Annotated in this window: 23 protein-coding genes; 6 read left to right on the top strand and 17 right to left on the bottom strand. The window is 72.1% G+C overall.

All coding sequences use genetic code 11. The annotated features are described in order from the left end of the window. Positions 1 to 282 precede the first annotated feature (282 nt). Positions 283 to 969 carry a transglycosylase family protein gene (locus tag ACFY6U_RS38870; protein ID WP_390046002.1) on the bottom strand — a complete coding sequence of 229 codons (687 nt, stop codon included), beginning with the start codon at positions 967 to 969 and terminating at the stop codon, positions 283 to 285. Positions 970 to 1,510: 541 nt separating this feature from the next. Here ACFY6U_RS38870 and ACFY6U_RS38865 point away from each other — a divergent pair. Both ACFY6U_RS38865 and ACFY6U_RS38860 read left to right on the top strand, forming a co-directional pair. Further along, the gene (locus ACFY6U_RS38865; RefSeq protein WP_390046000.1) at positions 1,511 to 2,296 is read left to right on the top strand and encodes a hypothetical protein; all 786 of its coding nucleotides are present in this window, start codon (positions 1,511 to 1,513) and stop codon (positions 2,294 to 2,296) included. Positions 2,297 to 2,432: 136 nt separating this feature from the next. Beyond that, the gene (locus ACFY6U_RS38860; protein WP_390045999.1) at positions 2,433 to 2,840 is read left to right on the top strand and encodes a hypothetical protein; all 408 of its coding nucleotides are present in this window, start codon (positions 2,433 to 2,435) and stop codon (positions 2,838 to 2,840) included. Between the two features lie 199 nt (positions 2,841 to 3,039). Here the strand turns inward: ACFY6U_RS38860 and der are convergent, their stop codons facing one another. The 6 genes from der to ACFY6U_RS38830 form a co-directional block, all read right to left on the bottom strand. Next, positions 3,040 to 4,524, bottom strand: a complete 1,485-nt coding sequence (gene der / locus ACFY6U_RS38855) for a ribosome biogenesis GTPase Der (RefSeq protein ID WP_390045997.1) — start codon at positions 4,522 to 4,524, stop codon at positions 3,040 to 3,042. Positions 4,525 to 4,601: 77 nt separating this feature from the next. Continuing rightward, positions 4,602 to 5,285: a lysophospholipid acyltransferase family protein gene (locus ACFY6U_RS38850; RefSeq protein WP_390045995.1), complete on the bottom strand. Its 684-nt coding sequence runs from the start codon at positions 5,283 to 5,285 to the stop codon at positions 4,602 to 4,604. Beyond that, complete coding sequence (gene cmk, locus ACFY6U_RS38845) at positions 5,243 to 5,929, bottom strand: (d)CMP kinase (protein ID WP_390045993.1); 687 nt, start codon at positions 5,927 to 5,929, stop codon at positions 5,243 to 5,245. The genes ACFY6U_RS38850 and cmk overlap by 43 nt, the downstream gene beginning before the upstream one ends. 97 nt (positions 5,930 to 6,026) lie before the next feature. Then, a complete protein-coding gene (locus ACFY6U_RS38840; RefSeq protein WP_390045992.1) occupies positions 6,027 to 7,112 on the bottom strand; it encodes a prephenate dehydrogenase in 1,086 nt (361 codons plus the stop codon). Continuing rightward, complete coding sequence (gene aroH, locus ACFY6U_RS38835) at positions 7,109 to 7,471, bottom strand: chorismate mutase (protein ID WP_390045990.1); 363 nt, start codon at positions 7,469 to 7,471, stop codon at positions 7,109 to 7,111. The genes ACFY6U_RS38840 and aroH overlap by 4 nt, the downstream gene beginning before the upstream one ends. 298 nt (positions 7,472 to 7,769) lie before the next feature. Next, positions 7,770 to 7,943, bottom strand: coding sequence for a hypothetical protein (locus ACFY6U_RS38830; protein ID WP_390045988.1), 174 nt, complete (start codon positions 7,941 to 7,943; stop codon positions 7,770 to 7,772). 125 nt (positions 7,944 to 8,068) lie between these two features. Here ACFY6U_RS38830 and ACFY6U_RS38825 point away from each other — a divergent pair, with 125 nt between their 5' ends. Genes ACFY6U_RS38825 through ACFY6U_RS38810 form a run of 4 tightly spaced genes read left to right on the top strand, consistent with a single transcriptional unit; the run spans position 8,069 to position 10,604 of the window. Continuing rightward, positions 8,069 to 8,740 carry a hypothetical protein gene (locus ACFY6U_RS38825; protein WP_390045986.1) on the top strand — a complete coding sequence of 224 codons (672 nt, stop codon included), beginning with the start codon at positions 8,069 to 8,071 and terminating at the stop codon, positions 8,738 to 8,740. A gap of 28 nt (positions 8,741 to 8,768) precedes the next feature. Then, entirely contained in the window at positions 8,769 to 9,353 is a 585-nt protein-coding gene (locus ACFY6U_RS38820) for a DUF6529 family protein (RefSeq protein WP_390045984.1), read from the top strand. After that, positions 9,350 to 9,838, top strand: a complete 489-nt coding sequence (locus ACFY6U_RS38815; protein WP_390045982.1) for a Rieske (2Fe-2S) protein — start codon at positions 9,350 to 9,352, stop codon at positions 9,836 to 9,838. The genes ACFY6U_RS38820 and ACFY6U_RS38815 overlap by 4 nt, the downstream gene beginning before the upstream one ends. A gap of 22 nt (positions 9,839 to 9,860) precedes the next feature. Beyond that, positions 9,861 to 10,604 (top strand): DNA polymerase beta superfamily protein, encoded by a 744-nt coding sequence (locus tag ACFY6U_RS38810; RefSeq protein WP_390045980.1) that lies wholly within the window; start codon positions 9,861 to 9,863, stop codon positions 10,602 to 10,604. A gap of 111 nt (positions 10,605 to 10,715) precedes the next feature. Here the strand turns inward: ACFY6U_RS38810 and ACFY6U_RS38805 are convergent, their stop codons facing one another. The 10 genes from ACFY6U_RS38805 to ACFY6U_RS38760 form a co-directional block, all read right to left on the bottom strand. After that, entirely contained in the window at positions 10,716 to 11,738 is a 1,023-nt protein-coding gene (locus tag ACFY6U_RS38805) for an ADP-ribosylglycohydrolase family protein (RefSeq protein ID WP_390045978.1), read from the bottom strand. Beyond that, a complete protein-coding gene (locus tag ACFY6U_RS38800) occupies positions 11,735 to 12,454 on the bottom strand; it encodes an NUDIX domain-containing protein (protein WP_390046356.1) in 720 nt (239 codons plus the stop codon). The genes ACFY6U_RS38805 and ACFY6U_RS38800 overlap by 4 nt, the downstream gene beginning before the upstream one ends. 190 nt (positions 12,455 to 12,644) lie before the next feature. After that, on the bottom strand, positions 12,645 to 13,769 hold the full coding sequence (locus ACFY6U_RS38795) for a pseudouridine synthase (protein WP_351497841.1): 1,125 nt from the start codon (positions 13,767 to 13,769) through the stop codon (positions 12,645 to 12,647). Continuing rightward, positions 13,769 to 14,422: an SMC-Scp complex subunit ScpB gene (gene scpB, locus ACFY6U_RS38790; protein ID WP_351497839.1), complete on the bottom strand. Its 654-nt coding sequence runs from the start codon at positions 14,420 to 14,422 to the stop codon at positions 13,769 to 13,771. Before scpB ends, ACFY6U_RS38795 begins: the two co-directional genes overlap by 1 nt. After that, positions 14,419 to 15,381 (bottom strand): segregation and condensation protein A, encoded by a 963-nt coding sequence (locus tag ACFY6U_RS38785; protein WP_390045976.1) that lies wholly within the window; start codon positions 15,379 to 15,381, stop codon positions 14,419 to 14,421. The genes scpB and ACFY6U_RS38785 overlap by 4 nt, the downstream gene beginning before the upstream one ends. Before the next feature lie 338 nt (positions 15,382 to 15,719). Further along, positions 15,720 to 16,322 (bottom strand): hypothetical protein, encoded by a 603-nt coding sequence (locus ACFY6U_RS38780; protein ID WP_390045975.1) that lies wholly within the window; start codon positions 16,320 to 16,322, stop codon positions 15,720 to 15,722. Further along, a complete protein-coding gene (locus tag ACFY6U_RS38775) occupies positions 16,307 to 17,434 on the bottom strand; it encodes a ParA family protein (RefSeq protein WP_351497833.1) in 1,128 nt (375 codons plus the stop codon). The genes ACFY6U_RS38780 and ACFY6U_RS38775 overlap by 16 nt, the downstream gene beginning before the upstream one ends. 405 nt (positions 17,435 to 17,839) lie before the next feature. Next, positions 17,840 to 18,964, bottom strand: a complete 1,125-nt coding sequence (gene ald / locus ACFY6U_RS38770; RefSeq protein WP_351497831.1) for an alanine dehydrogenase — start codon at positions 18,962 to 18,964, stop codon at positions 17,840 to 17,842. Positions 18,965 to 19,099: 135 nt separating this feature from the next. Next, positions 19,100 to 21,175 (bottom strand): tetratricopeptide repeat protein, encoded by a 2,076-nt coding sequence (locus ACFY6U_RS38765; protein ID WP_390045974.1) that lies wholly within the window; start codon positions 21,173 to 21,175, stop codon positions 19,100 to 19,102. A gap of 195 nt (positions 21,176 to 21,370) precedes the next feature. Then, positions 21,371 to 21,997, bottom strand: a complete 627-nt coding sequence (locus tag ACFY6U_RS38760; RefSeq protein ID WP_351497828.1) for an NUDIX hydrolase — start codon at positions 21,995 to 21,997, stop codon at positions 21,371 to 21,373. Positions 21,998 to 22,062: the final 65 nt, after the last annotated feature.

The raw sequence follows: 22,062 nt of genomic DNA, 5'->3' as shown, positions 1-22,062 counted from the left end.
GGCACTCCGGCACGCGCATTCCATTCCGATTCCGGCGGCCCGCACCGAAGCTGACACCGCATAAGAGATTCACCGGTTCGGCACAGAACCCCCGTACCGCGCGGGCAGGACCGGGGTTGCGGCAACGTGAACTCGGAGCGTGCCGTCCGCACGTGAATCGCCCTCGCATACGGGCACGCGCCCCCATTCGGATCATGTACATGCCCCTGCAAAACGCACCGTGCCCCGCCCGGTCGGACCGGGCGGGGCAGGGCGGTGCGGGGTGCGGGGCAGGGTTCCGCGTCAGAGCGCGAGGCGCTGCCCGGGCACGATGAGGTTCGGGTCGTCGCCGATGACGGCCTCGTTGGCGGCGTAGAGGCGCTGCCAGGTGGTGCCGTGCCGCTCCGCGATCTGGCTCAGGGTGTCCCCCTCGCGGACGGTGTAGTCGCCCTTGGCCGAGGTGCGGCCGGTGCCGGCCGTCGAGCGCTGCGGCGCCTTCGCCGCGGGGGCCGACTTCCGGGTGGTCGACGTGGTCGACGACTTCGTCGCCGACTCCGTGCTGCTCTTCGTGGTCACCGAGGCGCTCTCGGGCGCCGAACCGGTAGCCCCGGCCCGCGCCGAGCAGACCGGCCACGCGCCCCAGCCCTGGGCGTGCTGGACCTTGGTGGCGACGGCTATCTGCGCTTCCCTGGAGGCCTGGTCGGCCGTCGCCGCGTAGGCGGAGCCGCCGTACGCGCGCCAGGTGGAGGCGGAGAACTGGAGTCCGCCGTAGTAGCCGTTGCCGGTGTTGATGTGCCAGTTGCCGCCGCTCTCGCACTGGGCGATGCGGTCCCACACTCCGTTGTCCGCCGCCGCGGCGTTGCCGGCGGCTGCCAGCAGGCCCAGCGGGGCGAGCAGCGCCGCTCCGGCCAGGGCGGCCGTCGTACGGCCCTTGCGGGAGCCGTTCTTGTTCGCGGCGGTCTCACGGGTGGTATCGGCACACTCGGACATGTATTTCCCTCTCCACATACCCGGGGTCCCCCAGGCGGGACGCGGTCCCCGCGCAATGGACGCGGTTCCTCGCGCTCGCCCCGTCCGCCGCGGCCGGTACTGCGGTGGTGCTCTGCCTGGTGCCGGCCGGCGGACGTACCCGAGCGGTGCTCGCTGCACACGGCGGAGGAATCTAGAGATCGGGAACGCCCGAAATCAACCAACTCCCCGTCAGGCCAGGCCAGTTCAGTGTTACCTTGGGTAGCGGCGATTTTCGGCCACCCACTACATTCCAGGATTTCATGATTTGTCGACCACGGGTTCGACGGATCTGTGATTCACTTCACCGCGTCAAACTCCTTTGGCTTGCGAAGAGTTGACGGGGAGTGCCGGATTCCGCACGAGGAGTGACCCTGTGCAGTGGATGGTTCGATCCCGATCCCCCCAATGCGTGACCCCCACCACAGATCGCCCGTTGTCTTCTTCATGAGCCCACGACCGCGGGGGCTCACGGACCGGGAGCCACCCGGGCCTTCACGTACCGCATCCCGAGGGAGCCACCGTGCCGCGCATGCTCGACGTCAGCGACGAGGTACGCGCCGAGATCGGCGACGAAGAAGCCGACCGGCTGCTCGCCGGAGACAACGCCCCTGGCAGTTACGACTGCACGTCCTGCCGTACCCCGGGCGACTCCGAACAGGAGCGCACCAGCACCGTCCTGTTCATCGGCGACGAGACCGCCGTCCTCGCCTTCGCCCACGCCACCTGCCTGCCCTCGCAGGTCGTCCAGGTCACCGAGGAGCAGCTGCAGGGCGCGGTCCGCTCCATCAGCGGCGACGGCGCGCCCGGCGGCGGGTCGCAGAAGGCCGTGCCCGAGCAGGCGGTGCTCGGGGTGACCAGCGGACTCGTGCTGATCGCCGGGGAGTTGCACCCCGCGCTGGTGGTGGAGCCGACCTCGCCGATCGTGCGGCCCGGCACGGACGGGGTGGGCGACGACTTCCTGCCGCTCCTCATCGAGCAGGGCTTCATGCCGGTGCCGGAGCTGACGGCCGTGCCGCCGGTGCTGCACGGGTGGTCGGTGCTGCTGGCGGTGGGTCAGCTGCACGCGGTGCTGCAGCCGGGGCCGGCGGGCGGGCAGCCGGTGGCCTGGTGGCAGGCGCATCAGCCGCTGCAGGTGACCGACGGGTGGCGGGCGGCCGCCAACAAGCACCAGCAGGTGCTGATGTTCGCGGCGCCGGTGGGGTCGATCGGGCGGCAGCCCCGGGAGGACCTGCTGCGCGACGCGATCGACAAGGCGGCGGCGAACGGGAAGCTGGTGGCGGCGGCGTTGCCGCTTGCGGGGGTTTGAGGGGCGCCCACGGGGGGTGGGAGCTGCGGTGCGTGAGCGGCTGCGGGTAGTCCGTGGCTGGTCGCGCAGTTCCCCGTGCCTCTAAAGGGGCGCCTCAGGGCCGCATCTCTTTGAAGACCTGGTCGTTTGGACATACGTGCACGCATACGACCTTCCTCACCATCGGCCGTCCTTCTCCGCCGTTCCCGCTGCTCGGGTGTCTCAGGAGGCCCAGGGCGGGCTCTCGGCCACGCCGATCTACGACTCGCTGTACACGGAGTGGGTCAAGGCCTTCCGTACGCTGCCGGGTGATCGCAGCGGGGAGGAGTCCCTGGGGTTCGTCGCCTTCGGGAACGCCCCGTTCAGTACCGGCACCCACGGTCTGGGCTCGTACGGAGGGAACTCGTACAGCGCGTACAGCGCGGGTGCCTACAGCGCCCGGAGCGGCGGCGGGCAGCCGCAGCCGCCGCAGTGGCAGCGGATCGGGACGCTCGGGAGGGCCCAGGAGGCCGGGATGGCGCCCGTCCCGGTGGCGCTGCCGCCGGCTCCGCGCCGGGGGATGTGACACAGGGGAGAGGGGGGGGGGCCCCCCCCCGGGGGGGGCCCCCCCCCCCCGGGCCCCCCCCCAACAACCCCCCCCCCCCCCCCGCCCCCCCCCCCCCCCAGAGGGGTGGGGGGGCGCCCGGGGCGGCGGGGGGGGGGGGGGGGCCCGGGGGGGGGGGGGGGCCCCGGGGGGGGGGGCCCCCCCCCTCTCCCCTGTGTCCCTACTTCTTCTTCGCGCCGCGCTTCTCGCGCACCCGCACGGAGATATGGATCGGCGTGCCCTCGAAGCCGAACTCCTCGCGCAGCCGGCGTTCGATGAAGCGGCGGTAGCCCGCCTCGATGAAGCCGGAGGCGAACAGAACGAACCGCGGCGGCTTGGTGCCGGCCTGGGTGCCGAACAGGATGCGCGGCTGCTTGCCGCCCCGGACCGGGTGCGGGTGGGCCGAGACCAGCTCGCCGAGGAAGGCGTTGAGGCGGCCGGTGGGGACGCGGGTCTCCCAGCCGGCGAGGGCGGTCTCGATCGCGGGGACCAGCTTCTCCATGTGCCGACCGGTGCGGGCCGAGACGTTGACCCGGGGTGCCCAGGCGACCTGGCCGAGCTCGGTCTCGATCTCGCGCTCCAGGTAGTAGCGACGCTCCTCGTCGAGGGTGTCCCACTTGTTGAAGGCGAGGACGACCGCGCGGCCCGCCTCGACGGCCATGGTGACGATCCGCTGGTCCTGCACCGAGATGTTCTCTGAGGCGTCGAGCAGGATGACCGCGAGCTCGGCCTTCTCGACGGCGGCCGCGGTGCGCAGCGAGGCGTAGTAGTCGGCGCCCTGCTGGAGGTGGACGCGCTTGCGGATGCCGGCGGTGTCGACGAACTTCCAGGTCACCCCGCCGAGTTCGATCAGCTCGTCGACCGGGTCGCGGGTGGTGCCGGCGATCTCGTTGACGACGACGCGCTCCTCGCCCGCCACCTTGTTGAGGAGGGAGGACTTGCCGACGTTCGGGCGGCCGATGAGGGCGATCCGGCGGGGGCCGCCGACGCCGGGGCCGCCGAAGGTCTGCTCGGGCGCCTCGGGCAGCGCCTCCAGGACGGCGTCCAGCATGTCGCCGGTGCCGCGGCCGTGCAGGGCGGAGACCGGGTGCGGCTCGCCGAGGCCGAGGGACCAGAGGTAGGCCGCGTCGGCCTCGCCGCTCGGGCCGTCGACCTTGTTGGCGGCCAGCACGACCGGCTTGCCGGCCTTGCGCAGCAGGCGTACGACCGCCTCGTCGGTGTCGGTCGCGCCGACCTTGGCGTCGACGACGAAGACGACCGCGTCGGCCGCCTCGATCGCGTACTCGGCCTGGGCGGCCACGGAGGCGTCGATGCCGAGGACGTCCTGCTCCCAGCCGCCGGTGTCGACGACCTTGAAGCGGCGGCCGGCCCACTCGGCCTCGTACGTCACGCGGTCCCGGGTGACACCGGGCTTGTCCTCGACGACGGCCTCGCGGCGGCCGATGATGCGGTTGACCAGAGTCGACTTGCCGACGTTGGGGCGGCCCACGACGGCGAGGACGGGCAGCGGGCCGTGACCGGCCGCCTCGATGGCGCCCTCGACGTCCTCGATGTCGAAGCCCTCTTCGGCGGCGAGCTCCATGAACTCCGCGTACTCGGTGTCACCGAGCGCCCCGTGGTCGTACTCGTGCTCAGCCGAGTCGCCGGGCTGGATGTGGTCGTTCATGAAGTCCGTACCTCGTCGTTCATCGTGGTGATCGGTGGACCAGCCGTAAAAAGGGCTGATCCACTACTCAGTGTCGCTTAGCGTCCGGTCAGACGCCTGGCGTTTTCCAGGTGGCCGGCGAGCTGCTTCTGGATGCGCTCGGTGGCCTCGTCCAGGGCCTTGCGGGTGCGCCGGCCTGTGCCGTCGCCCGCCTCGAAGGGGTCGCCGAAGACGACGTCGACGCGGGAGCGCAGCGGGGGCAGCCCCTTGACCAACCGTCCGCGCCGCTCGGAACTTCCCAGCACGGCCACCGGGACGATCGGCGCACCGGAGCGCACCGCGAAGTAGGCGAGGCCCGCGCGGAGCGCGGCGAAGTCGCCGTCGCCGCGGCTGCCCTCGGGGAATATGCCGAGCACTCCCCCGGCCTCCAGGACGCCGAGCGCCCGGGTGACCGCCGTGCGGTCGGTGGACCGGCGGTCCACCTTCAGCTGCCCGATCCGGGTCAGGAACGGGTCGAGCGGGCCGACGAACGCCTCCTTCTTGATGAGGAAGTGCGTCGGCCGGGGCGCCACGCCCATGACCATGGGGCCGTCGATGTTGTGGGAGTGGTTCACGGCGAGGATCGCCGGGCCCTGCGCCGGTACCTTCCAGGCGCCGAGCACGCGTGGCTTCCACAGCCCGTACATCAGGCCGACCCCGATGCGGCGCCCGGTCTCGGCGCCGCGCTGCGACGGAAGGCTCACTTCCCGGCCCGCTTCTCCTCGACGAGGGTGACGACGCACTCGATGACCTGGGCCAGCGTCAGCTCGGTGGTGTCCACCTCGACCGCGTCGCCGGCCTTGGCGAGCGGCGAGGTCTTGCGGGTGGAGTCGGCGGCGTCCCGCTTGACCAGGGCCTCGCGCGTGGCGTTGACGTCGGCGCCCTTCAGCTCGCCGCTGCGGCGGGCCGCGCGGGCCTCCGGGGAGGCGGTGAGGAAGACTTTCAGGTCGGCGTCGGGCAGCACGGTCGTACCGATGTCGCGGCCCTCGACGACGATGCCGTGCGCGGCGGCACGGGCCAGCGACCGCTGCAGCTCGCTGATCCTGGTCCGCACCTCCGGTACCGCGCTGACCGCGCTGACCTTGGAGGTGACCTCCTCGGTGCGGATCGGGCCGGAGACGTCCACGCCGTCGACGGTGATCGTCGGCTTGACCGGGTCGGTCCCCGAGACGATCTCCGGCTTGCCGGCGACCGCGGCGATCGCGGTCGGGTCGGTGAGGTCGATGCCGCTGTTCACCATCCACCAGGTGATGGCCCGGTACTGGGCGCCGGTGTCCAGGTAGCTCAGGCCGAGCTGCTCGGCCACGGCCTTGGACGTGCTCGACTTGCCGGTGCCCGAGGGGCCGTCGATCGCGACAATCACGGGCTTTACGGCGCCGTTTTCCACGGGTGGACACCTTCCGGGTGCAGGGTGGTGGGTGGGGTGCGGGCGGCGGTGCGCCCCCGCACAAGGTTACCGGCCCCCGGGACCGCCGTTTTCAGCGCTACTGGCGCAGCGCCCAGCCCCGGTCCCGCAGCGCCGACGTGAGCACGGGCACCGCCTTCGGCTCCACCCAGAGCTGGACGTGACCGGCCTGCTGACCGGTCGCGTGCTCGATCCGCACGTCCTCGATGTTGACCCCGGCCGCCCCGGCGTCCGCGAAGATCCGGGCCAGCTGACCGGGCTGGTCGTCGATGAGCACCGCCACGACCTCGTACACCCGCGGCGCCGAGCCGTGCTTGCCGGGTACCCGCACCTGGCCGGCGTTGCCGCGGCGCAGCACGTCCTCGATGCCGGCCCCGCCCGCCCGCCGCTTGGCCTCGTCCGAGGACTGCAGGGCGCGCAGGGCGCCGACCGTCTCGTCGAGGTCGGCGGAGACGTCGGCGAGCAGGTCGGCGACCGGGCCGGGGTTCGCGGAGAGGATGTCGATCCACATCCGGGGGTCGGAGGCGGCGATCCGGGTGACGTCCCGGATGCCCTGTCCGCACAGCCGTACGGCCGACTCGTCGGCGTGCTCCAGGCGGGCGGCGACCATGCTGGAGACCAGGTGGGGCATGTGGGAGACCAGGGCGACGGCGCGGTCGTGGGCGTCGGCGTCCATGACGACCGGCAGGGCCCGGCAGTGCGAGACCAGTTCCAGGGCGAGGTTGAGCACCTCGGTGTCGGTGTCCCGGGTCGGGGTGAGCACCCAGGGCCGGCCCTCGAAGAGGTCGGCGGTGGCCGCCAGCGGTCCGGACTTCTCCCGGCCCGACATGGGATGCGTCCCGATGTACGACGACAGGTCCAGGCCCTTCGCCTCCAGTTCCCGGCGCGGGCCGCCCTTGACGCTGGCCACGTCGGCGTAGCCGCGGGCCAGGCCCCTGCTCATCGCGTCCGCGAGGACGGCGGCGACATGGGCGGGCGGGGCGGCGACGATGGCCAGGTCGACCGGGCCCTCGGGCGCCTCGTCGGTGCCGGCGCCGAGCGCGGCCGCGGTACGGGCCTGCTCGGGATCGTGGTCGGCGAGGTGCACGACGACGCCCCGCTGGGCGAGGGCGAGCGCGGCGGACGTACCGATGAGACCGGTACCGATGACGAGCGCGGTTCTCACTGGGCGATGTCCTTGCGCAGGGCGGCCGCGGCGCCGAGGTAGACGTGGTTGATGTCGGCGCGGGGCCGGTCGGACTCGATGTGCGCGAGTATCCGTACGACGCGGGGCATGGCGCCCGCGATGTCCAGCTCCTGGGCGCAGATCAGCGGCACGTCGACGATGCCGAGCTTGCGCGCGGCGGCGGCCGGGAAGTCGCTGTGCAGGTCCGGGGTGGCCGTGAACCAGATGCTGATCAGGTCGTCCGCGGTCAGGCCGTTCCGCTCCAGGATGGCCGTGAGCAGCGCTCCGACCTGCTGGTCCATGTGACCGGCATCGTCCCGCTCCAGCTGGACGGCCCCCCGGACCGCTCGTACCGCCACGGCACCGCTCCTGTTCTGACGTCGGTCTCTTGGTCCGTCCAGCCTAGTCAGGCCGCCGCCGGTCCCGTGCGTCGTGCCCGCCCGCTGAGACGCCGCCCAGGGGCTGTCCGGCGGATCAGGTCGCAGGAACGCAGCGGTGACTGATCAGCCGAGGTGAGCGGGCTCGTGGGGGTACCTCCCGGCCGGAGGCCGGGGGACGTCGGCGGGCGGCGACAACGCCGCTGGGGATACCCCCTCCGGGGGAGGGCGTGCCAGACCCCGCGTCTGCGGCATGACCCGCCGGACAGCCCCTGGTCCTTTAGTCCTTGCGGACGGCCGGAGCCGACTTCGCGAGGGTCTCCAGGAGCCCGCCGAGCGAGCTGCCGCCCTGGCCGTGGCTCATCGCGCCGATCAGCGTGGTCAGCCTCCCGGCGGCCTCGTCGTCGTCACCGAGGAGGCTGCCGAGTATGTTTTCAAGGTCATTGCCTGCCATGGCCCCAATGTCACGCGTATGACCCAATTCCGCTACTTGGGGTGAAACACCCCTGTGCGCCTCTTTACGTCGGGCCTGCGGGTCCGTTCTGATGGCAGCCAGACCCGCCTCGGGGGAGGTCCGCCATGAAACGTCCCGGTCCGTTGCTGACCCTGCTCGCGGGTCTGCTGCTCGGCCTGCTCACGCTGGCGCTCGACGCGACGGCGGGGACGAGGAACGCCTCGTCGTCGTACCAGGAGAAGCCACCGGCTCCGACGCCGACGAGCAGCACGGCGTCCCCAGCCCCGGCCCCGTCGCCGTCACCGTCGCCGTCGCCGTCGCCGTCGAAGATCGCCGACGCCTCCTACGCCGGCCGCAGCGACGACGACTCGTCCTCCGTCGCCGTCTCGGTCCGCGACGGGAGGGCGATCGCGTACTTCTGCGACGGGCGCAGCAAGGAGTCCTGGCTCAAGGGCCGGGTGCGGCCCGACGGCGGCATGCGGCTGACCGGCGGCCACGGCGCCGCGCTGACCGGGACGCTGCGGGACGGCAGCCGCATCCGCGGGGCCGTCGACCTGGACGGCGGCCACTACGCCTTCACCGCCCGGAAGGCCGTCAAGGGGTCGGGGCTGTACCGGGCCACGGCGACCGTGCGCGGAGCGAAGGTCGACGGCGGCTGGATCGTACTCGCCGACGGCCGCCAGGTCGGCATCGTCGACCGTGAAGGCACACCGTCGTCCGCACCCCGCATCGACCCGGAGACCGGCGCCGTGACGGTCGACGGACAGCCGCTGACGGCGAACCCGGTCCTCCCCTGACATCCGGCCGTGACCCGAGGGAGCCGACATGAGCGTCGACCCGAACGCCGCCACCCAGAGCTGGCCGCCGCCCGAGCCGAACCGCCGAAGCCCGAACCCCGCCCGCTATCTCGTCCCCGTCCTGGTGGCCGGCGCGGTCGCGGTCGCCCTCGGCGTGTACGGCAGGGTCCACCACCCGACCGGGGCCGTCTTCGGCCTCGGCGCCTTCAGCAGCACATTCGCCGGGAAGACGTGGCTGGCCTCGATCGCGCTCTTCTTCGCGCTCGTCCAGCTGGTCTCCGCGCTGATGCTGTACGGGAAGCTGCCGGGACCACGCTGGGCCTCGGGCCTGCACCGCTGGTCGGGGCGGATCGCCTTCCTGGTCGCCGTCCCCGTGGCGGTGCACTGCCTGTACGCGTTGGGCTATCAGACGTACGAAACACGCGTTTTGTGGCACTCCATCCTGGGTTGCTTCTTCTTCGGCGTTTTCAGTGCCAAGATGCTGCTGCTCCGTTGGGAGCGACTCCCTGGCTGGCTGCTGCCGATCGTCGGTGGGCTGGTGTTCGCCGTGCTCACGCTCGTCTGGCTGACGTCCGCATTCTGGTTCTTCCGCACGTTCGGGGTGACGACATGACCGAGGGCTCCACTCGGCGCACCATGCTCGCGACGGGTACCGCGGCGCTCGCCGCGACCTGCGTGGGCTGCGGCAACAACAACGGCAACGGCTCCTCCAGCTCGACCGCGACGCCCACCTCGTCCGAGACGCCCACCGCCTCCGCGGCGTCGCCCACCGCCGGTTCGTCCGCCTCCGGGTCCGCGAGCGCGGCCGCCGGGAGTGCGCTGGCGCAGACGAGTGAGATCCCGGAGGGCGGCGGCACGATCTTCAAGGACCAGAAGATCGTGGTGACCCAGCCGGCGAAGGGCGAGTTCAAGGCCTTCTCGGCGATCTGCACCCACATGGGCTGCACCGTGGCCAAGGTGGCGGACGGCACCATCGACTGCCCCTGCCACGGCAGCAAGTTCCACATCGCCGACGGCTCGGTCGCTCACGGCCCGGCGACGAGGCCGCTGCCGGCCGAGTCGATCACGGTGAGCGGAAATTCGATCACCCTGGGCTGACCGGCCACGTACGCTCCCGGGCATGCAGCCCGAGGACCTGGTACGCGACCACACCATCTACGCCTGTGTCATGGGGTCGCGGGCCTTCGGCCTGGCCACCGAGGGCAGCGACACCGACCGCCGGGGTGTGTTCCTCGCCCCCACTCCGCTGTTCTGGGGTTTCGAGAAGCCGCCCACGCATGCCGAGGGGCCGGGCGAGGAGCGGTTCTCCTGGGAGCTGGAGCGGTTCTGCGAGCTGGCGCTGCGGGCCAATCCGAACATCCTGGAGTGCCTGCACTCGCCCCTGGTCGAGCACATCGACGAGACGGGCCGCGAACTCCTCGCGCTGCGCGACGCCTTCCTCTCCCGGCGCGCCTACGACACGTTCACCCGCTACGCCCTCGGCCAGCGCCGGAAGCTCGACGCGGACGTCCGGACGCACGGCGCCCCGCGCTGGAAGCACGCGATGCACCTGCTGCGGCTCCTGACGAGCGCCCGCGACCTGCTGCGCACCGGCGAGCTGACGATCGACGTCGGCGACCGGCGCGCGGAGTTCCTGGCGGTGAAGCGGGGCGAGGTCTCCTGGCCGGAGGTCGAGTCCCGGATGGCCCGGCTCGCCGCGGAGACCGAGCGGGCCCTGCACGGCACCCCGCTCCCGGCGGAACCGGACCACGCGCGCGTGGCCGACTTCCTCTTCCGGACCCGCCGGGACTCAGCCCTCCGGACGCACGCGGATCACCAGGTCGTGCAGGGCGTCGTGCGCACCGGCCGCGTCGGGCAGCGCTGAACCGTTCCACGCCTCGTCGAGCAGCACGTGCAGCCGCTCGACGTCGGCCTCCACGCGCGCGTGCCCGACAACGGGTGAGGAGGTCCGTCCGGACGCCGTGGCGCACCGCACTCAGGCGTCCCAGAGCGCGCCCAGGGTGAGCAGGTCGCCGCCGTACTCGATCCGGTCGGCCCACTGCGTCGGCCAGGCGTCCGCGCCCTGCGACGCGCCCGCGAAGGCGCCGGTGAGGCAGGCGATCGAGTCCGAGTCGCCGGAGGAACAGGCGGCCCGGCGCAGGGCGAGCAGCGGCTCGCCGGGGAAGAGCAGGAAGCAGAGCAGACCGGTGGCCAGGGCCTCCTCGGCGATCCAGCCGGCACCGGTGGCCAGGCACGGGTCGGCCTCCGGCGAGGCGGTCCGCACGGCCTCCTGGAGCCGGTCGAGGATCTCCAGGCACTCGTCCCAGCCGCGCGCCGTGAACTCCTCGGGGGTCGCGTCCTGGCTGCGCGTCCACAGGTCGCCGAGCCAGGTGTGGTGGTAGCGGGTGCGGTTCTCGTGGGCGTACGACCGCAACTGCCCGACGAGCCCGTCCGGTTCGGCTCCCTGCGCGAGCAGGTGCACGGCGCGCGCGGTGAGGTCGGAGGCGGCCAGGGCGGTGGGGTGGCCGTGGGTGAGCGCGGCCTGCAACTGGGCGGCCCCCGCGCGCTGTTCGTCGCTCAGGCCGGGCGCGAGTCCGAGGGGCGCGACCCGCATGTTGGCGCCGCAGCCCTTGGAGTCGATCTGGCTGGCGTCCTGCCAGGCGCGGTCCTCGTCCTTCAGGAGCGCGCACGCACGCAGACAGGTGTTGCCCGGCGCCCGGTTGTTGTCCGGCGACTCGTACCAGGCCACGAACTCGTCGCGCAGCGGCCGTTCCAGGTGCTCGGGCGCGAGTACTCCGCGGTCCATCGCGGTGCGCATCGCGTGTCCCACGGCGAGGGTCATCTGGGTGTCGTCGGAGACGACGGCCGGGCTCGGCAGCGCCATCTCCCGCCACGGTCCGGACTTGGCGAGGATGGAGGGCACGTCGTTGAACTCGGTGGGGAAGCCGAGCGCGTCCCCGAGGGCGAGGCCGATCAGGGAGCCGGTGGCGGCGCGCTTGTCGCCGATGTTCGTGGTCATGCGGGGCGTCCTTCCCGGGACGGGCGGAGCAGGGGCGGGTGCAGCGCGGTGGCGGTGCCCGCGCGGTAGAGGGCGGCCGGTTTGCCGCGGCCGCCGGTCAGCCGGGCGGCGCCGGGGACGGGTTCGACGAAGTTGGGGGTGGCGAGCACCTTGCGGCGGAAGTTGGGGCGGTCCAGCGCGACGCCCCACACGGTCTCGTAGACGTGCTGCAGCTCGCCGAGCGTGAACTCGGGCGGGCAGAAGGCGGTGGCAAGACAGCTGTACTCCAGCTTGGCGCCGACCCGTTCGTGGGCGTCGGCCAGGATCCGGTCGTGGTCGAAGGCGAGCGGCCGGCCCGGGTCGTACGGCAGCCAGCGCGCCTGGGCCGCGTCCCCGCCACCGTGCGGCTCGGGGGCGTCGGGCAGCAGCGCCGTGAAGGCGACAGAGACGACCCGCATCCTCGGGTCCCGGTCGGGCCCGCTGTAGGTGCGCAGTTGCTCCAGATGCAGTCCGGACACGTCCGACAGTCCGGTCTCCTCGGCGAGTTCCCGCCGGGCCGCCGTCTCGGCCGACTCCCGCGGCAGCAGGAAGCCGCCGGGCAGCGCCCACTGTCCGGCGTACGGCTCCTGCCCGCGCTCGACGAGCAGCACGTGCAGGGCTCCGGCGCGGAGGGTGAGGACGGCGAGGTCGACGGTGACGGCGAAGGGTTCGAAGGCGTACTTGTCGTAGCCCTGCATGCGCCCGTCCACCCCCCTCGATGATCGGTGCGAGTAATAGTCTCCGCGACTATAAAGAAATCCGCCGGGACCGCGCAATCCCTCAGGGACCACCGGAGCCCCGCTGACGGATACGGCGGCGGCCGGTCCCGGGATGCCCGGAACCGGCCGCCAGAAAGCCGCACACACCCCTGTACGGGGTTCGTAGGGTCTAGAGGTCGACTTCCTTCATGAGCATCCCGACCTCGGTGTTGGACAGACGGCGCAGCCAGCCCGATTTCTGGTCGCCGAGGGTGATGGGCCCGAAGGCGACCCGCACCAGCTTGTCGACCGGGAACCCGGCCTCCGCCAGCATGCGCCGCACGATGTGCTTGCGCCCCTCGTGCAGGGTGACCTCGACGAGGTAGTTCTTGCCGGTCTGCTCGACGACCCGGAAGTGGTCCGCGCGCGCGTACCCGTCCTCCAGCTGGATGCCGTCCTTGAGCTTCTTGCCGAGGTCGCGCGGGATGGGGCCCACGATGTGCGCGAGGTAGGTCTTCTTCACGCCGTACTTGGGGTGGGTCAGCCGGTGCGCCAGCTCGCCGTGGTTGGTGAGCAGGATGACGCCCTCGGTCTCGGTGTCCAGGCGCCCCACGTGGAAGAGCCGGGTCTCCCGGTTGGTGACGTAGTCGCCGAGGCACTGCCGGCCGTCCGGGTCCTCCATGGTCGAGACGACACCGGCCGGCTTGTTCAGCGAGAAGAACTGGTACGACTGCGTGGCGACGGTCAGCCCGTCGACGCGGACCTCGTCCTTCTCCGGGTCGACGCGCTTGCCCTGCTCCAGGACGATCTCGCCGTTCACCTCGACGCGAGCCTGCTCGATCAGCTCCTCGCAGGCGCGCCGGGAGCCGTAGCCCGCGCGGGCGAGGACCTTCTGGAGCCGCTCGCCCTCCTGCTCGGCGCCCGGGAAGGTCTTGGGGAGCTTCACGTCCTTCTTGCCGGCGTACCGCTCCCGGTTGCGCTCCTCGGCGCGGGCGTCGTACTCACGGGAGCTCGCCGGAGCCGTCCGGCCGCGGCCCGTGCCCTGGCTCTGCCGGGGCCCGCCCTTGGCGCCGCCGCGCGCCGAGGCGCCACGGCCCGACTTCGGGCCGTCCTGGGTGGCGCCCGGGCCTACGTCGTAGCGCCGCTCCTCCGGGCGCGGCTTCTTCGGCCGGCCGGCCCCCTGCTTGTCGTCGCGGGCGTTTCCGGCGCCGCGGTAGTTACCGCGGCCACCGCTGCTCCCGCCGCGGCCGCCGCTGTTGCCACCACGGCTCCCGCCGTTGTTTCCGCTGCTGTTCCTGCCGCTGCTGCTTCGCATCAAAGTTCCGTCTTGTCGTCTGCGTCCTCGGAATCCGGAGCGTCCGGATCGAACGACGGCACGCCCTCCTGGGTCTCGGCCTCGATCGCCTCGGCCTCCGGGAGGAAGGGCGCGAGCTCCGGGAGCTCGTCCAGGCCGCGCAGGCCCATCCGCTCCAGGAAGTAGTTCGTCGTCCTGTACAGGATCGCACCTGTTTCGGGTTCCGCGCCCGCCTCCTCGACCAGACCGCGCTGGAGCAGGGTGCGCATCACACCGTCGCAGTTGACCCCGCGTACGACGGAGACCCGGCTGCGGCTCACCGGCTGGCGGTACGCGACGACCGCGAGGGTCTCCAGGGCGGCCTGGGTCAGCCGGGCGGTCTGCCCCTCCAGGACCAGCCGCTCGACGGCGGGCGCGTACTCGCCGCGCGTGTAGAAGCGCCAGCCTCCCGCGACGAACCGCAGCTCGAAGCCGCGGCCCTGCGCGGTGTACTCCTCGGCCAGCGCCCGCAGCGCCTTCGTGATCGTCTGCTTCGGCCGCTCCAGGAGCTTGGACAGGTGCTCGGCGGTGGCCGGCTCGTCCACGACCATGAGCACCGCCTCCAGGGCCGGCTTGAGGTCGAGCTCGGCGACGGGCCGCAGCCCCGCCGGCAGCTCCGTGGTCTCCTCACTCACGCCTTCTCCTCCTTGGGCGGCTCGGGCGGCCGGTCGAATTCGTCGGTCACCGTCGGCTGGGTCCCCCCGTCCCCGCCGGTCCACCGCACGATCAGGTCCCCGAGGGCGGTCTCCTGGTCGAGGGCGACGGCCTTCTCCCGGTACAGCTCCAGGAGCGCCAGGAAACGGGCGACGACGGTGAGCGTGCTGTCGGTGTCCTCGACGAGCACCCGGAAGCTGGCCTCCCCCAGCTCGCGCAGCCGCGCCACCACGATCCCGGCCTGCTCCTGCACACTGACCAGCGGGGCGTGGATGTGGTCGACGTACACCTGCGGCTTGGGCTTTGGCTGCATCGCCTTGACCGCGAGCTTGGCGAACCCCTCAGGACCGATGCTGATGACGACCTCGGGCAGCAGCTCGGCGAGGTGCGGCTCCAGGCCTACCGTACGGGGCCAGCGGCGGGCCTCGTCGTCCAGGCGCCGGTTGAAGATGTCGGCGATCTGTTTGTACGCCCGGTACTGCAGCAGTCGCGCGAACAGCAGGTCCCGGGCTTCCAGCAACGCGAGGTCGGCCTCGTCCTCGACCTCGGCGGCGGGCAGCAGCCGGGCGGCCTTCAGGTCGAGCAGCGTGGCGGCGACGACGAGGAACTCGGTCGTCTGGTCCAGGTCCCAGTCCGGCCCCATGGCCCGGATGTGCGCCATGAACTCGTCGGTCACCTTGGAGAGCGCGACCTCGGTGACGTCCAGCTTGTGCTTGGAGATCAGCTGGAGGAGCAGGTCGAAGGGCCCCTCGAAGTTGGCGAGCCGGACCTTGAAGACGCCGTCGGGGGCAAAGCGCGGGTCCGTAGGTGGTGCGAGGGCCACCTCGGGCTCGGGCAGCTCAGGCTCCGGAGCCGGTACGGCCCCCGGCCCCCGCCCCAGCGCACGCCGACGACCGGCAGTCGCGCTGGAGGGGGCGGCGGGAACATCAGACGAGGTCATAGCCCCCGCAGGCTACCGTCCCTATGGACCGAGTAGGTGTACTCAGCCGCACGCCCCGAACGGTCTTGGGCGCACTGGTCCCCGGCGTACTCAACCCCAGTACGGCGACACGCATCCCGTGCGTGGTCCGATCCCGGGAGGCCAGTTCCCTCACGACCTGGCCATATGAGCACGGCCAGAGGCGACGGGGAGGCCCCGAACCATCACACCGGTGGAACGGGGGCCCCGCACGCTGGCGCCATACTCGGCGTCCCAGATCGCACGATCACCGTAGCCCGAACAGCCCAGACCACCGCAAGCCCACAAGCCGACCATCACACGATCGAGCTAACTGCCCCCTACCGCCCGCGCAGCCGTCGTACGAGGATGCTCGCGTCCCCGCGGGACTCCAGGTCAGCGAGGACCACGGCGACCGCCTCGCGGACGATCCTGCCCCGGTCCACGGCCAGTCCGTGCTCGCCCCGGAGCACGAGACGGGCGTGCTCCAGGTCCATCAGCTCCTCGGCGGAGACGTACACGGTGATCTTCTCGTCGTGCCGCTCCCGCCCGCTGGGCCGCCGGGCGGGCGCCCTGCCCCCGCGCTTGCGCGGCTGGGCCTGGGCGTCGGCGCCAGAACCTTCCTGCGGCCCCGGCCGGCGCGGCCCGGACGGCGCCACCGTGGCCGACGCCACGCGGTTGCGGGACTCCCCGGCGTCCGCCGGCTCGGCCTCCGCCGCCACGTGCTCCGCGCCCTCGCCGTCGCCGCCCTGCACGGGCACCGCGTGCGGCGCGTCGTCCGCGGCCTCGGCCGCCGTGTCGTCGTTCTCCCCCACGGGAGTCGCGGGAGCCGGCACCCGGGCCTCGCCGTTGGCCGGGCGCCTGGGGGTGGACGGCTGCAGCGCCATCCCCCCGGTCGTACGGAACAGTTCGTCGGCCCCGGGCAGACTCACTCGGCGTGACACCGGGCGAGCACCTCCCTGGCGAGCTGGCGATAGGCGGCGGCACCGACGGAGTTGGAGGCGTACGTGGTGATCGGCTCGCCGGCGACCGTGGTCTCCGGGAAGCGGACCGTGCGGCCGATGACCGTGTGGTAGACGTGGTCGTCGAACGCCTCGACCACACGGGCCAGCACCTCACGGCTGTGGACCGTGCGCGAGTCGTACATCGTGGCGAGGATGCCGTCGAGCTCCAGCTCCGGGTTGAGCCGCTCCTGGACCTTCTCGATGGTCTCGGTCAGCAGGGCCACACCACGCAGGGCGAAGAACTCGCACTCCAGCGGCACGATCACCTTGTGAGCGGCCGTCAGCGCGTTGACCGTGAGCAGGCCGAGCGAGGGCTGACAGTCGATCACGATGTAGTCGTAGTCGGGCATCAGCGGCTTCAGGGCGCGCTGCAGCGTCGACTCGCGGGCGACCTCGGAGACCAGCTGGACCTCGGCGGCCGACAGGTCGATGTTGGAGGGCAGCAGGTCCATGTTGGGGACCGCGGTCTTCAGGAGGACCTCGTCGGCCGCCATGCCCCGCTCCATGAGCAGGTTGTAGACGGTGAGGTCGAGCTCCATCGGGTTGACGCCGAGACCGACCGACAGCGCGCCCTGCGGGTCGAAGTCCACGAGCAGCACCCGCCGGCCGTACTCCGCGAGCGCGGCACCCAGGTTGATGGTCGACGTGGTCTTGCCGACGCCGCCCTTCTGGTTGCACATCGCGATGATCGTCGCGGGGCCGTGACTGGTCACCGGGCCCGGGATCGGGAAGTACGGCAGCGGGCGGCCGGTCGGGCCGACGCGCTCGCGGCGCTGGCGGGCCGCGTCGGGCGCGAGCGTGGCCGCGTACTCCGGATCGGGCTCGTACTCGGCGTCGGGGTCGTAGAAGTGCCCGTCGGGCAGTTCGTCGTAGTCGGCGAATTGGTTGTGGGGCGCGCCACTTCCGTCGCCGGCCATGGCGTTCACGTGATGGCCATCCATGCTCTGGTGTGCTGTCCTCGTGGTCAGCGGAGTCCGGGCTGCTGCGAAGGTACGCACCGCGACGGAGCCGACAGCCTCGAACCCCGCGGGACCCTGGTCCCGTACCGGCATTCCTGGTTGACCACCCCCGGGAGAAAATGTCGACTCATTCACAAGTCGTCTTACCTCCTTGGTGACCAGGAAACTTCTAGACAGGTCAGCGTGGCACTATGCCGACGGTTGGCGACTCTATGGCGTGTCGGGCGTTCGCAGCAACACAATCCGCCGGACCCGGCAGGATGTGTCGGCAATGAAACATCCCGCTGTCAAGGGCGTACGGCCGTCGCACAGCAGGTTTCACCGGTGTGCGAATCGGTCGAAGGGTTACGTTCGAGGCGAGTTGACCGCAAGTCGCAAAGTGACCATACACACATCCGGCCGGACCTTGTCGGGCAAGGTCCGGCCGGATGTGCGCGATTGACGCGGCTTGTTGACGTATCGCCTTTACGAAAAGGTGACTTGCCCGTCCGGGCCGGCTCAGCCGATGAGCGTGTCGAGGTCCACGTGTTCCAGGCCGTGCGCCTCGGCGACCTCCTTGTAGACGACCTTGCCGTCATGGGTGTTGAGGCCCTTGGCGAGCGCGGCGTCGCGGCGCAGCGCCTCGACCCAGCCGTTGTCCGCGAGCGAGACGATGTACGGGAGCGTGGCGTTGGTGAGCGCGTAGGTGGAGGTGTTGGGCACCGCGCCGGGCATGTTGGCGACGCAGTAGAAGACCGACTCGTGGACCTTGAAGGTCGGCTCGGCGTGCGTGGTGGGGCGGGAGTCCTCGAAGCAGCCGCCCTGGTCGATCGCGATGTCGACAAGGACACTTCCCGGCTTCATGCGGGAGACCAGCTCGTTGGTGACGAGCTTCGGGGCCTTGGCGCCCGGGATGAGCACCGCGCCGACCACGAGGTCGGCCTCCAGGCAGGCCTTCTCCAGCTCGAAGGCGTTGGACATGACGGCCTTGACCTTGGTGCCGAAGATCCGGTCGGCCTCGCGCAGCTTGTTGATGTCGCGGTCGAGCAGGGTCACGTCGAAGCCCATGCCGATGGCGATCTGCACGGCGTTCCAGCCGGAGACGCCGCCGCCGATGACGACGGCCTTCGCGGGCAGCACACCCGGGACACCGCCGGGCAGGACGCCACGGCCGCCGGCGGCGCGCATCAGGTGGTAGGCGCCGACCTGCGGGGCGAGCCGGCCCGCGACCTCGGACATGGGCGCGAGCAGCGGGAGCGCGCGGCTGGGCAGCTCGACGGTCTCGTAGGCGATCGCCGTGGTGCCGGACTCCAGGAGGGCGTCCGTGCACTCCTTGGACGCGGCCAGGTGCAGGTAGGTGAAGAGGGTCTGGTCCTTGCGGAGGCGGTGGTACTCCTCCGCGATCGGCTCCTTGACCTTCAGCAGCAGGTCGGCGGTGGCCCACACCTCGTCGGCGGTGTCCAGGATCGCGGCGCCGGCGGCGACGTACTCGTCGTCCGGGATCGAGGAGCCGAGACCTGCGCCGCGCTCGATGACGACCTGGTGGCCGTGGCGCACGAGCTCGTGCACGCCGGCCGGGGTGATGGCCACCCGGAACTCGTTGTTCTTGACCTCGCGGGGGATGCCGACCTTCACGTCGATCACGGTCCTTGGCTCAGAGGGTGTGGGGGCATAGACACGCATACCCGGCATGCGGCGGCATACCAGGAGACACCGCGGAAGAACCGGCGGCAGAGCCAGTTTAATGAAGGCGTTCCGACTGTCTAGCCTTTCATTGCATCAATCTTCGCCGGATGCACTACGGATTTCGTAGGCGTTAGGGCCGTGTTCCGGCTCGGAGTCGGGGTCCGAGGGGCCGAAGAGGTCCGGTGGCTCCTCCCCCAGCATGCGCTCGGCGGCCGAGCGGTGCAGGCTCGCGGCGGTGGAGTCGCCGAGGCGCTCCAGCGTGTCGGCGAGTCGCAGCTGGAGCGCGGCCTGGAGCCGGGTGTCCTCGGCGCGGCGCGCCCACTCCACCGCCTCCTGGCAGGTGCGCAGCGACTCCTCGGGCCGTCCCGCGTACTCCTGGACCCGGGCCAGCTCGCTCAACGCCCTTGCCTGCGCGGGCACATCACCGTTCTTGCGGTGGCCGGAAACGGCCGCCCGCCACGCCCGCAGCGCCTCGCCGTAGCGGCCCGCGTAGGTGTGCGCGCCGGCGATACGGCCGTAGAGCCGGGCGGCCTCGGCACGCTCGCCCCGGGCCAGGCGCTCGGCGAGGGCCCGGCCGAACCAGTCGGCGGCCCGGTCGTAGTCCCCCATCTCCTGGTAGGTGCCGCCTACGGATTCCATTGCGCGACCGGTCGCGTACGGGTCATTTGCCCTGCGTCCGGCGTCCAAAGCAGACCGATACCGCACCAGCGCATCCGCCGTCCGCCCGGTCTGCGCGTCCAGGTCGCCGAGGTTCAGCAGCGCCGCGGCCTGCTCCCGGGGCAGGTCCCGGCGCCGGGCGACATCGAGGACGAGCCCGTGGATGCCGTACAGGTCGGGGGCCGCGGCCTGGGTGCCGAGGTGCGCCACCATGGCCTTGACCAGCTGCGCCATCAGGCGGCGGGCCAGCGTGTCGAGCTCGCCGTCGGCGACCGCCGCGCGGGCGGCGGCCAGCAGGGCCGGGCGCCGGACGCGCAGCCACTGCGCGGCGGCCCTGGGGGTCGGGAAGCGCAGCTCGCGCGGCAGGGCCTGGAGCTTCTCGCGGGCCTGCGGGTTGTCGGTCTCGGTGATCGCCCTGCAGGACTGCAGCAGCCGTACCGTGCGCTCCAGCATCCGGGCGCGGGCCAGCTGGAGCTCGCCGGCCCGCTCGTGGCTCTCGGCGAGCAGCAGGAGCAGCGGGTGCAGGCAGCCGGGGACCTCGTACTGGGGCAGCGGGGAGCCCACGGTGTGCAGCAGGCCGAGGCGGACCAGCTCGTCCAGGGTGGTGCGGGCGGTGTCGACCGAGCAGCCGGCCAGGGCCGAGGCGGTGTGCGGGTCGGCCAGGCCGGCCGGGGCCAGGCTGAGGAGGCGCAGTATCCGCGCGGACCGGTCCGGCAGCTGTTCGTGCACGAACCGGAAGACCCGGGCCAGCGCCGTACCGTCGTCCGGCTCCGCGTGCAGCCGTTTGGCGAGGTCGGAGACGGCGGCCTGGGGGCGGGCGGCGAGCCAGCCGCCGGCCAGGGCCAGCGCGGCGGGTTGGGCCTGGCACACCTCGACCAGCGACTCGGCGGACCGGGGGTCGACGGTGATGCGGACCGACCCGGTGTACCGGCTGAGCAGTTCCACGGCCGACTTGGTGTCGAGGCCGCCCAGGGTGCACGGGCGGACGTCCGCGATCCCGGTGAGCGGGCCGCCGGAGACGGCGACGGCCAGGCAGTCCGGGCTGTCGGGGAGCAGGACGTCGACCTCCTCGGCGCCGGGCGCGTCGTCGAGGAGGAGCAGCATCCGGCGCCCCGCGAGGGCCGTGCGCAGGGCGTGGGTGAGGTCGTCCGCGGCGGCGCCGGGCGGGGTGGGCAGCCGCAGGGCGGTGAGGAGGTCGCGGGCGGTGCGCTCGACGGGGACCGGGGTGCCGTCGGGCTCGGCGAGGCGGGCGCGCAACACGCCGTCGGGGTAGCCGGCGGCGACCTGCCGGACGAGTTCCGCGGCGAGGGCGGTGCGGCCGGAGCCGGGCCTGCCGGCGATCAGCAGCACCCGGGCACGGGGGGCCTTGCGGCCGGCGATGGTGTCCAGGCCCGCGCGCTCGATGTCGGCGCGCAGCTCCTTCAACTCCCTTGTACGGCCCAGGAACCGGTCGTCCGTGGCCGCGGGCGCCGACCGCCGTACGCCGCCTGTGTCCACCGCCTGATCCGTCACGGGCCACACTCCCGTCCCACCGCACACGCAGGCCCGCCGGGGCTCCGGTTCGGGCGTTTCGGCTCAATCGCATCGAGCCTAGTTCACGTGCGCGGACCTTCCCGGCGGAGCACGGCGGGCACATCGCCCGATCGGATCAGGCGATGGTCACACCGGTACACCCGGAGGGTGGGTTCAGGACTCGGACGGGAGGGTTCAGGACTCGAAGGGCCGGGCCGGCCAGGGCGCGTCGGCCGGGCGCAGCGCGTCGAGGCCGTCGCCGGTGCGGGCGGCGACCAGCGAGAGGACGCCTGTCACGAGGCAGTTGTTGTGCAGGTCGCCGGCGAGCACAAGACGCACCAACTCGTCGACCGGCACGCGCGCGTACTCCAGGTCGATCTCCTCGTGCTCCGTCTCGAAGCGCTCCCCCTCGGCCTCCGAGAGATCACGGGCGAGGAAGATCCGTACCGCCTCGTCGCAGCCGCCGGGGGTGGTGTACAGGTCGGTCAGCACCCGCCAGTCCTCGGCCTTGACGTGCGCCTCCTCGTACAGCTCGCGCTGGGCGGCGTGCAGCGGGTTCTCGCCGGGGACGTCGAGCAGGCCGGCCGGGATCTCCCAGAGCTTCTGCCGGACCGGGTGCCGGTACTGGCGGATGAGCAGCACCCGGTCCTCCTCGTCGAGGGCCAGGATCGCGACCGAGCCGGGGTGGACCTGGTAGTCGCGGCGGACCACCGAGCCGTCGGGCATGACGACCTCGTCCGTGCGGACGGAGGTCTTGTTGCCCACGAAGGGGGTCTCCGTCGCGCGGATCTCCCACTCCTCGGGGGTGTCCTTGATCGTCATGCCCTGCCGCCCTTCGAAGTGCACAGATGAAACCGGGGTGCCCACCCTTTGAAGGTATGCACCCC

Origin of the sequence: Streptomyces sp. NPDC013157 (assembly GCF_042899865.1) — a bacterium.
Classification (GTDB): domain Bacteria; phylum Actinomycetota; class Actinomycetes; order Streptomycetales; family Streptomycetaceae; genus Streptomyces.
Note: the sequence above shows the minus strand (reverse complement) of the source record. Positions and strands in the feature narration are given on the sequence as shown.

What these genes read in the sequence shown, in the direction of transcription:
- ACFY6U_RS38870 (WP_390046002.1), bottom strand. Translation starts at nt 969, where the DNA reads ATGTCCGAGTGTGCCGATACCACCCGTGAGACCGCCGCGAACAAGAAC.
- der (WP_390045997.1), bottom strand. Translation starts at nt 4,524, where the DNA reads ATGAACGACCACATCCAGCCCGGCGACTCGGCTGAGCACGAGTACGAC.
- ACFY6U_RS38830 (WP_390045988.1), bottom strand. Translation starts at nt 7,943, where the DNA reads ATGGCAGGCAATGACCTTGAAAACATACTCGGCAGCCTCCTCGGTGAC.
- ACFY6U_RS38825 (WP_390045986.1), top strand. Translation starts at nt 8,069, where the DNA reads ATGAAACGTCCCGGTCCGTTGCTGACCCTGCTCGCGGGTCTGCTGCTC.
- ACFY6U_RS38820 (WP_390045984.1), top strand. Translation starts at nt 8,769, where the DNA reads ATGAGCGTCGACCCGAACGCCGCCACCCAGAGCTGGCCGCCGCCCGAG.
- ACFY6U_RS38815 (WP_390045982.1), top strand. Translation starts at nt 9,350, where the DNA reads ATGACCGAGGGCTCCACTCGGCGCACCATGCTCGCGACGGGTACCGCG.
- ACFY6U_RS38810 (WP_390045980.1), top strand. Translation starts at nt 9,861, where the DNA reads ATGCAGCCCGAGGACCTGGTACGCGACCACACCATCTACGCCTGTGTC.
- ACFY6U_RS38805 (WP_390045978.1), bottom strand. Translation starts at nt 11,738, where the DNA reads ATGACCACGAACATCGGCGACAAGCGCGCCGCCACCGGCTCCCTGATC.
- ACFY6U_RS38800 (WP_390046356.1), bottom strand. Translation starts at nt 12,454, where the DNA reads ATGCAGGGCTACGACAAGTACGCCTTCGAACCCTTCGCCGTCACCGTC.
- ACFY6U_RS38795 (WP_351497841.1), bottom strand. Translation starts at nt 13,769, where the DNA reads ATGCGAAGCAGCAGCGGCAGGAACAGCAGCGGAAACAACGGCGGGAGC.
- ACFY6U_RS38785 (WP_390045976.1), bottom strand. Translation starts at nt 15,381, where the DNA reads ATGACCTCGTCTGATGTTCCCGCCGCCCCCTCCAGCGCGACTGCCGGT.
- ACFY6U_RS38775 (WP_351497833.1), bottom strand. Translation starts at nt 17,434, where the DNA reads ATGCCGGTACGGGACCAGGGTCCCGCGGGGTTCGAGGCTGTCGGCTCC.
- ACFY6U_RS38760 (WP_351497828.1), bottom strand. Translation starts at nt 21,997, where the DNA reads ATGACGATCAAGGACACCCCCGAGGAGTGGGAGATCCGCGCGACGGAG.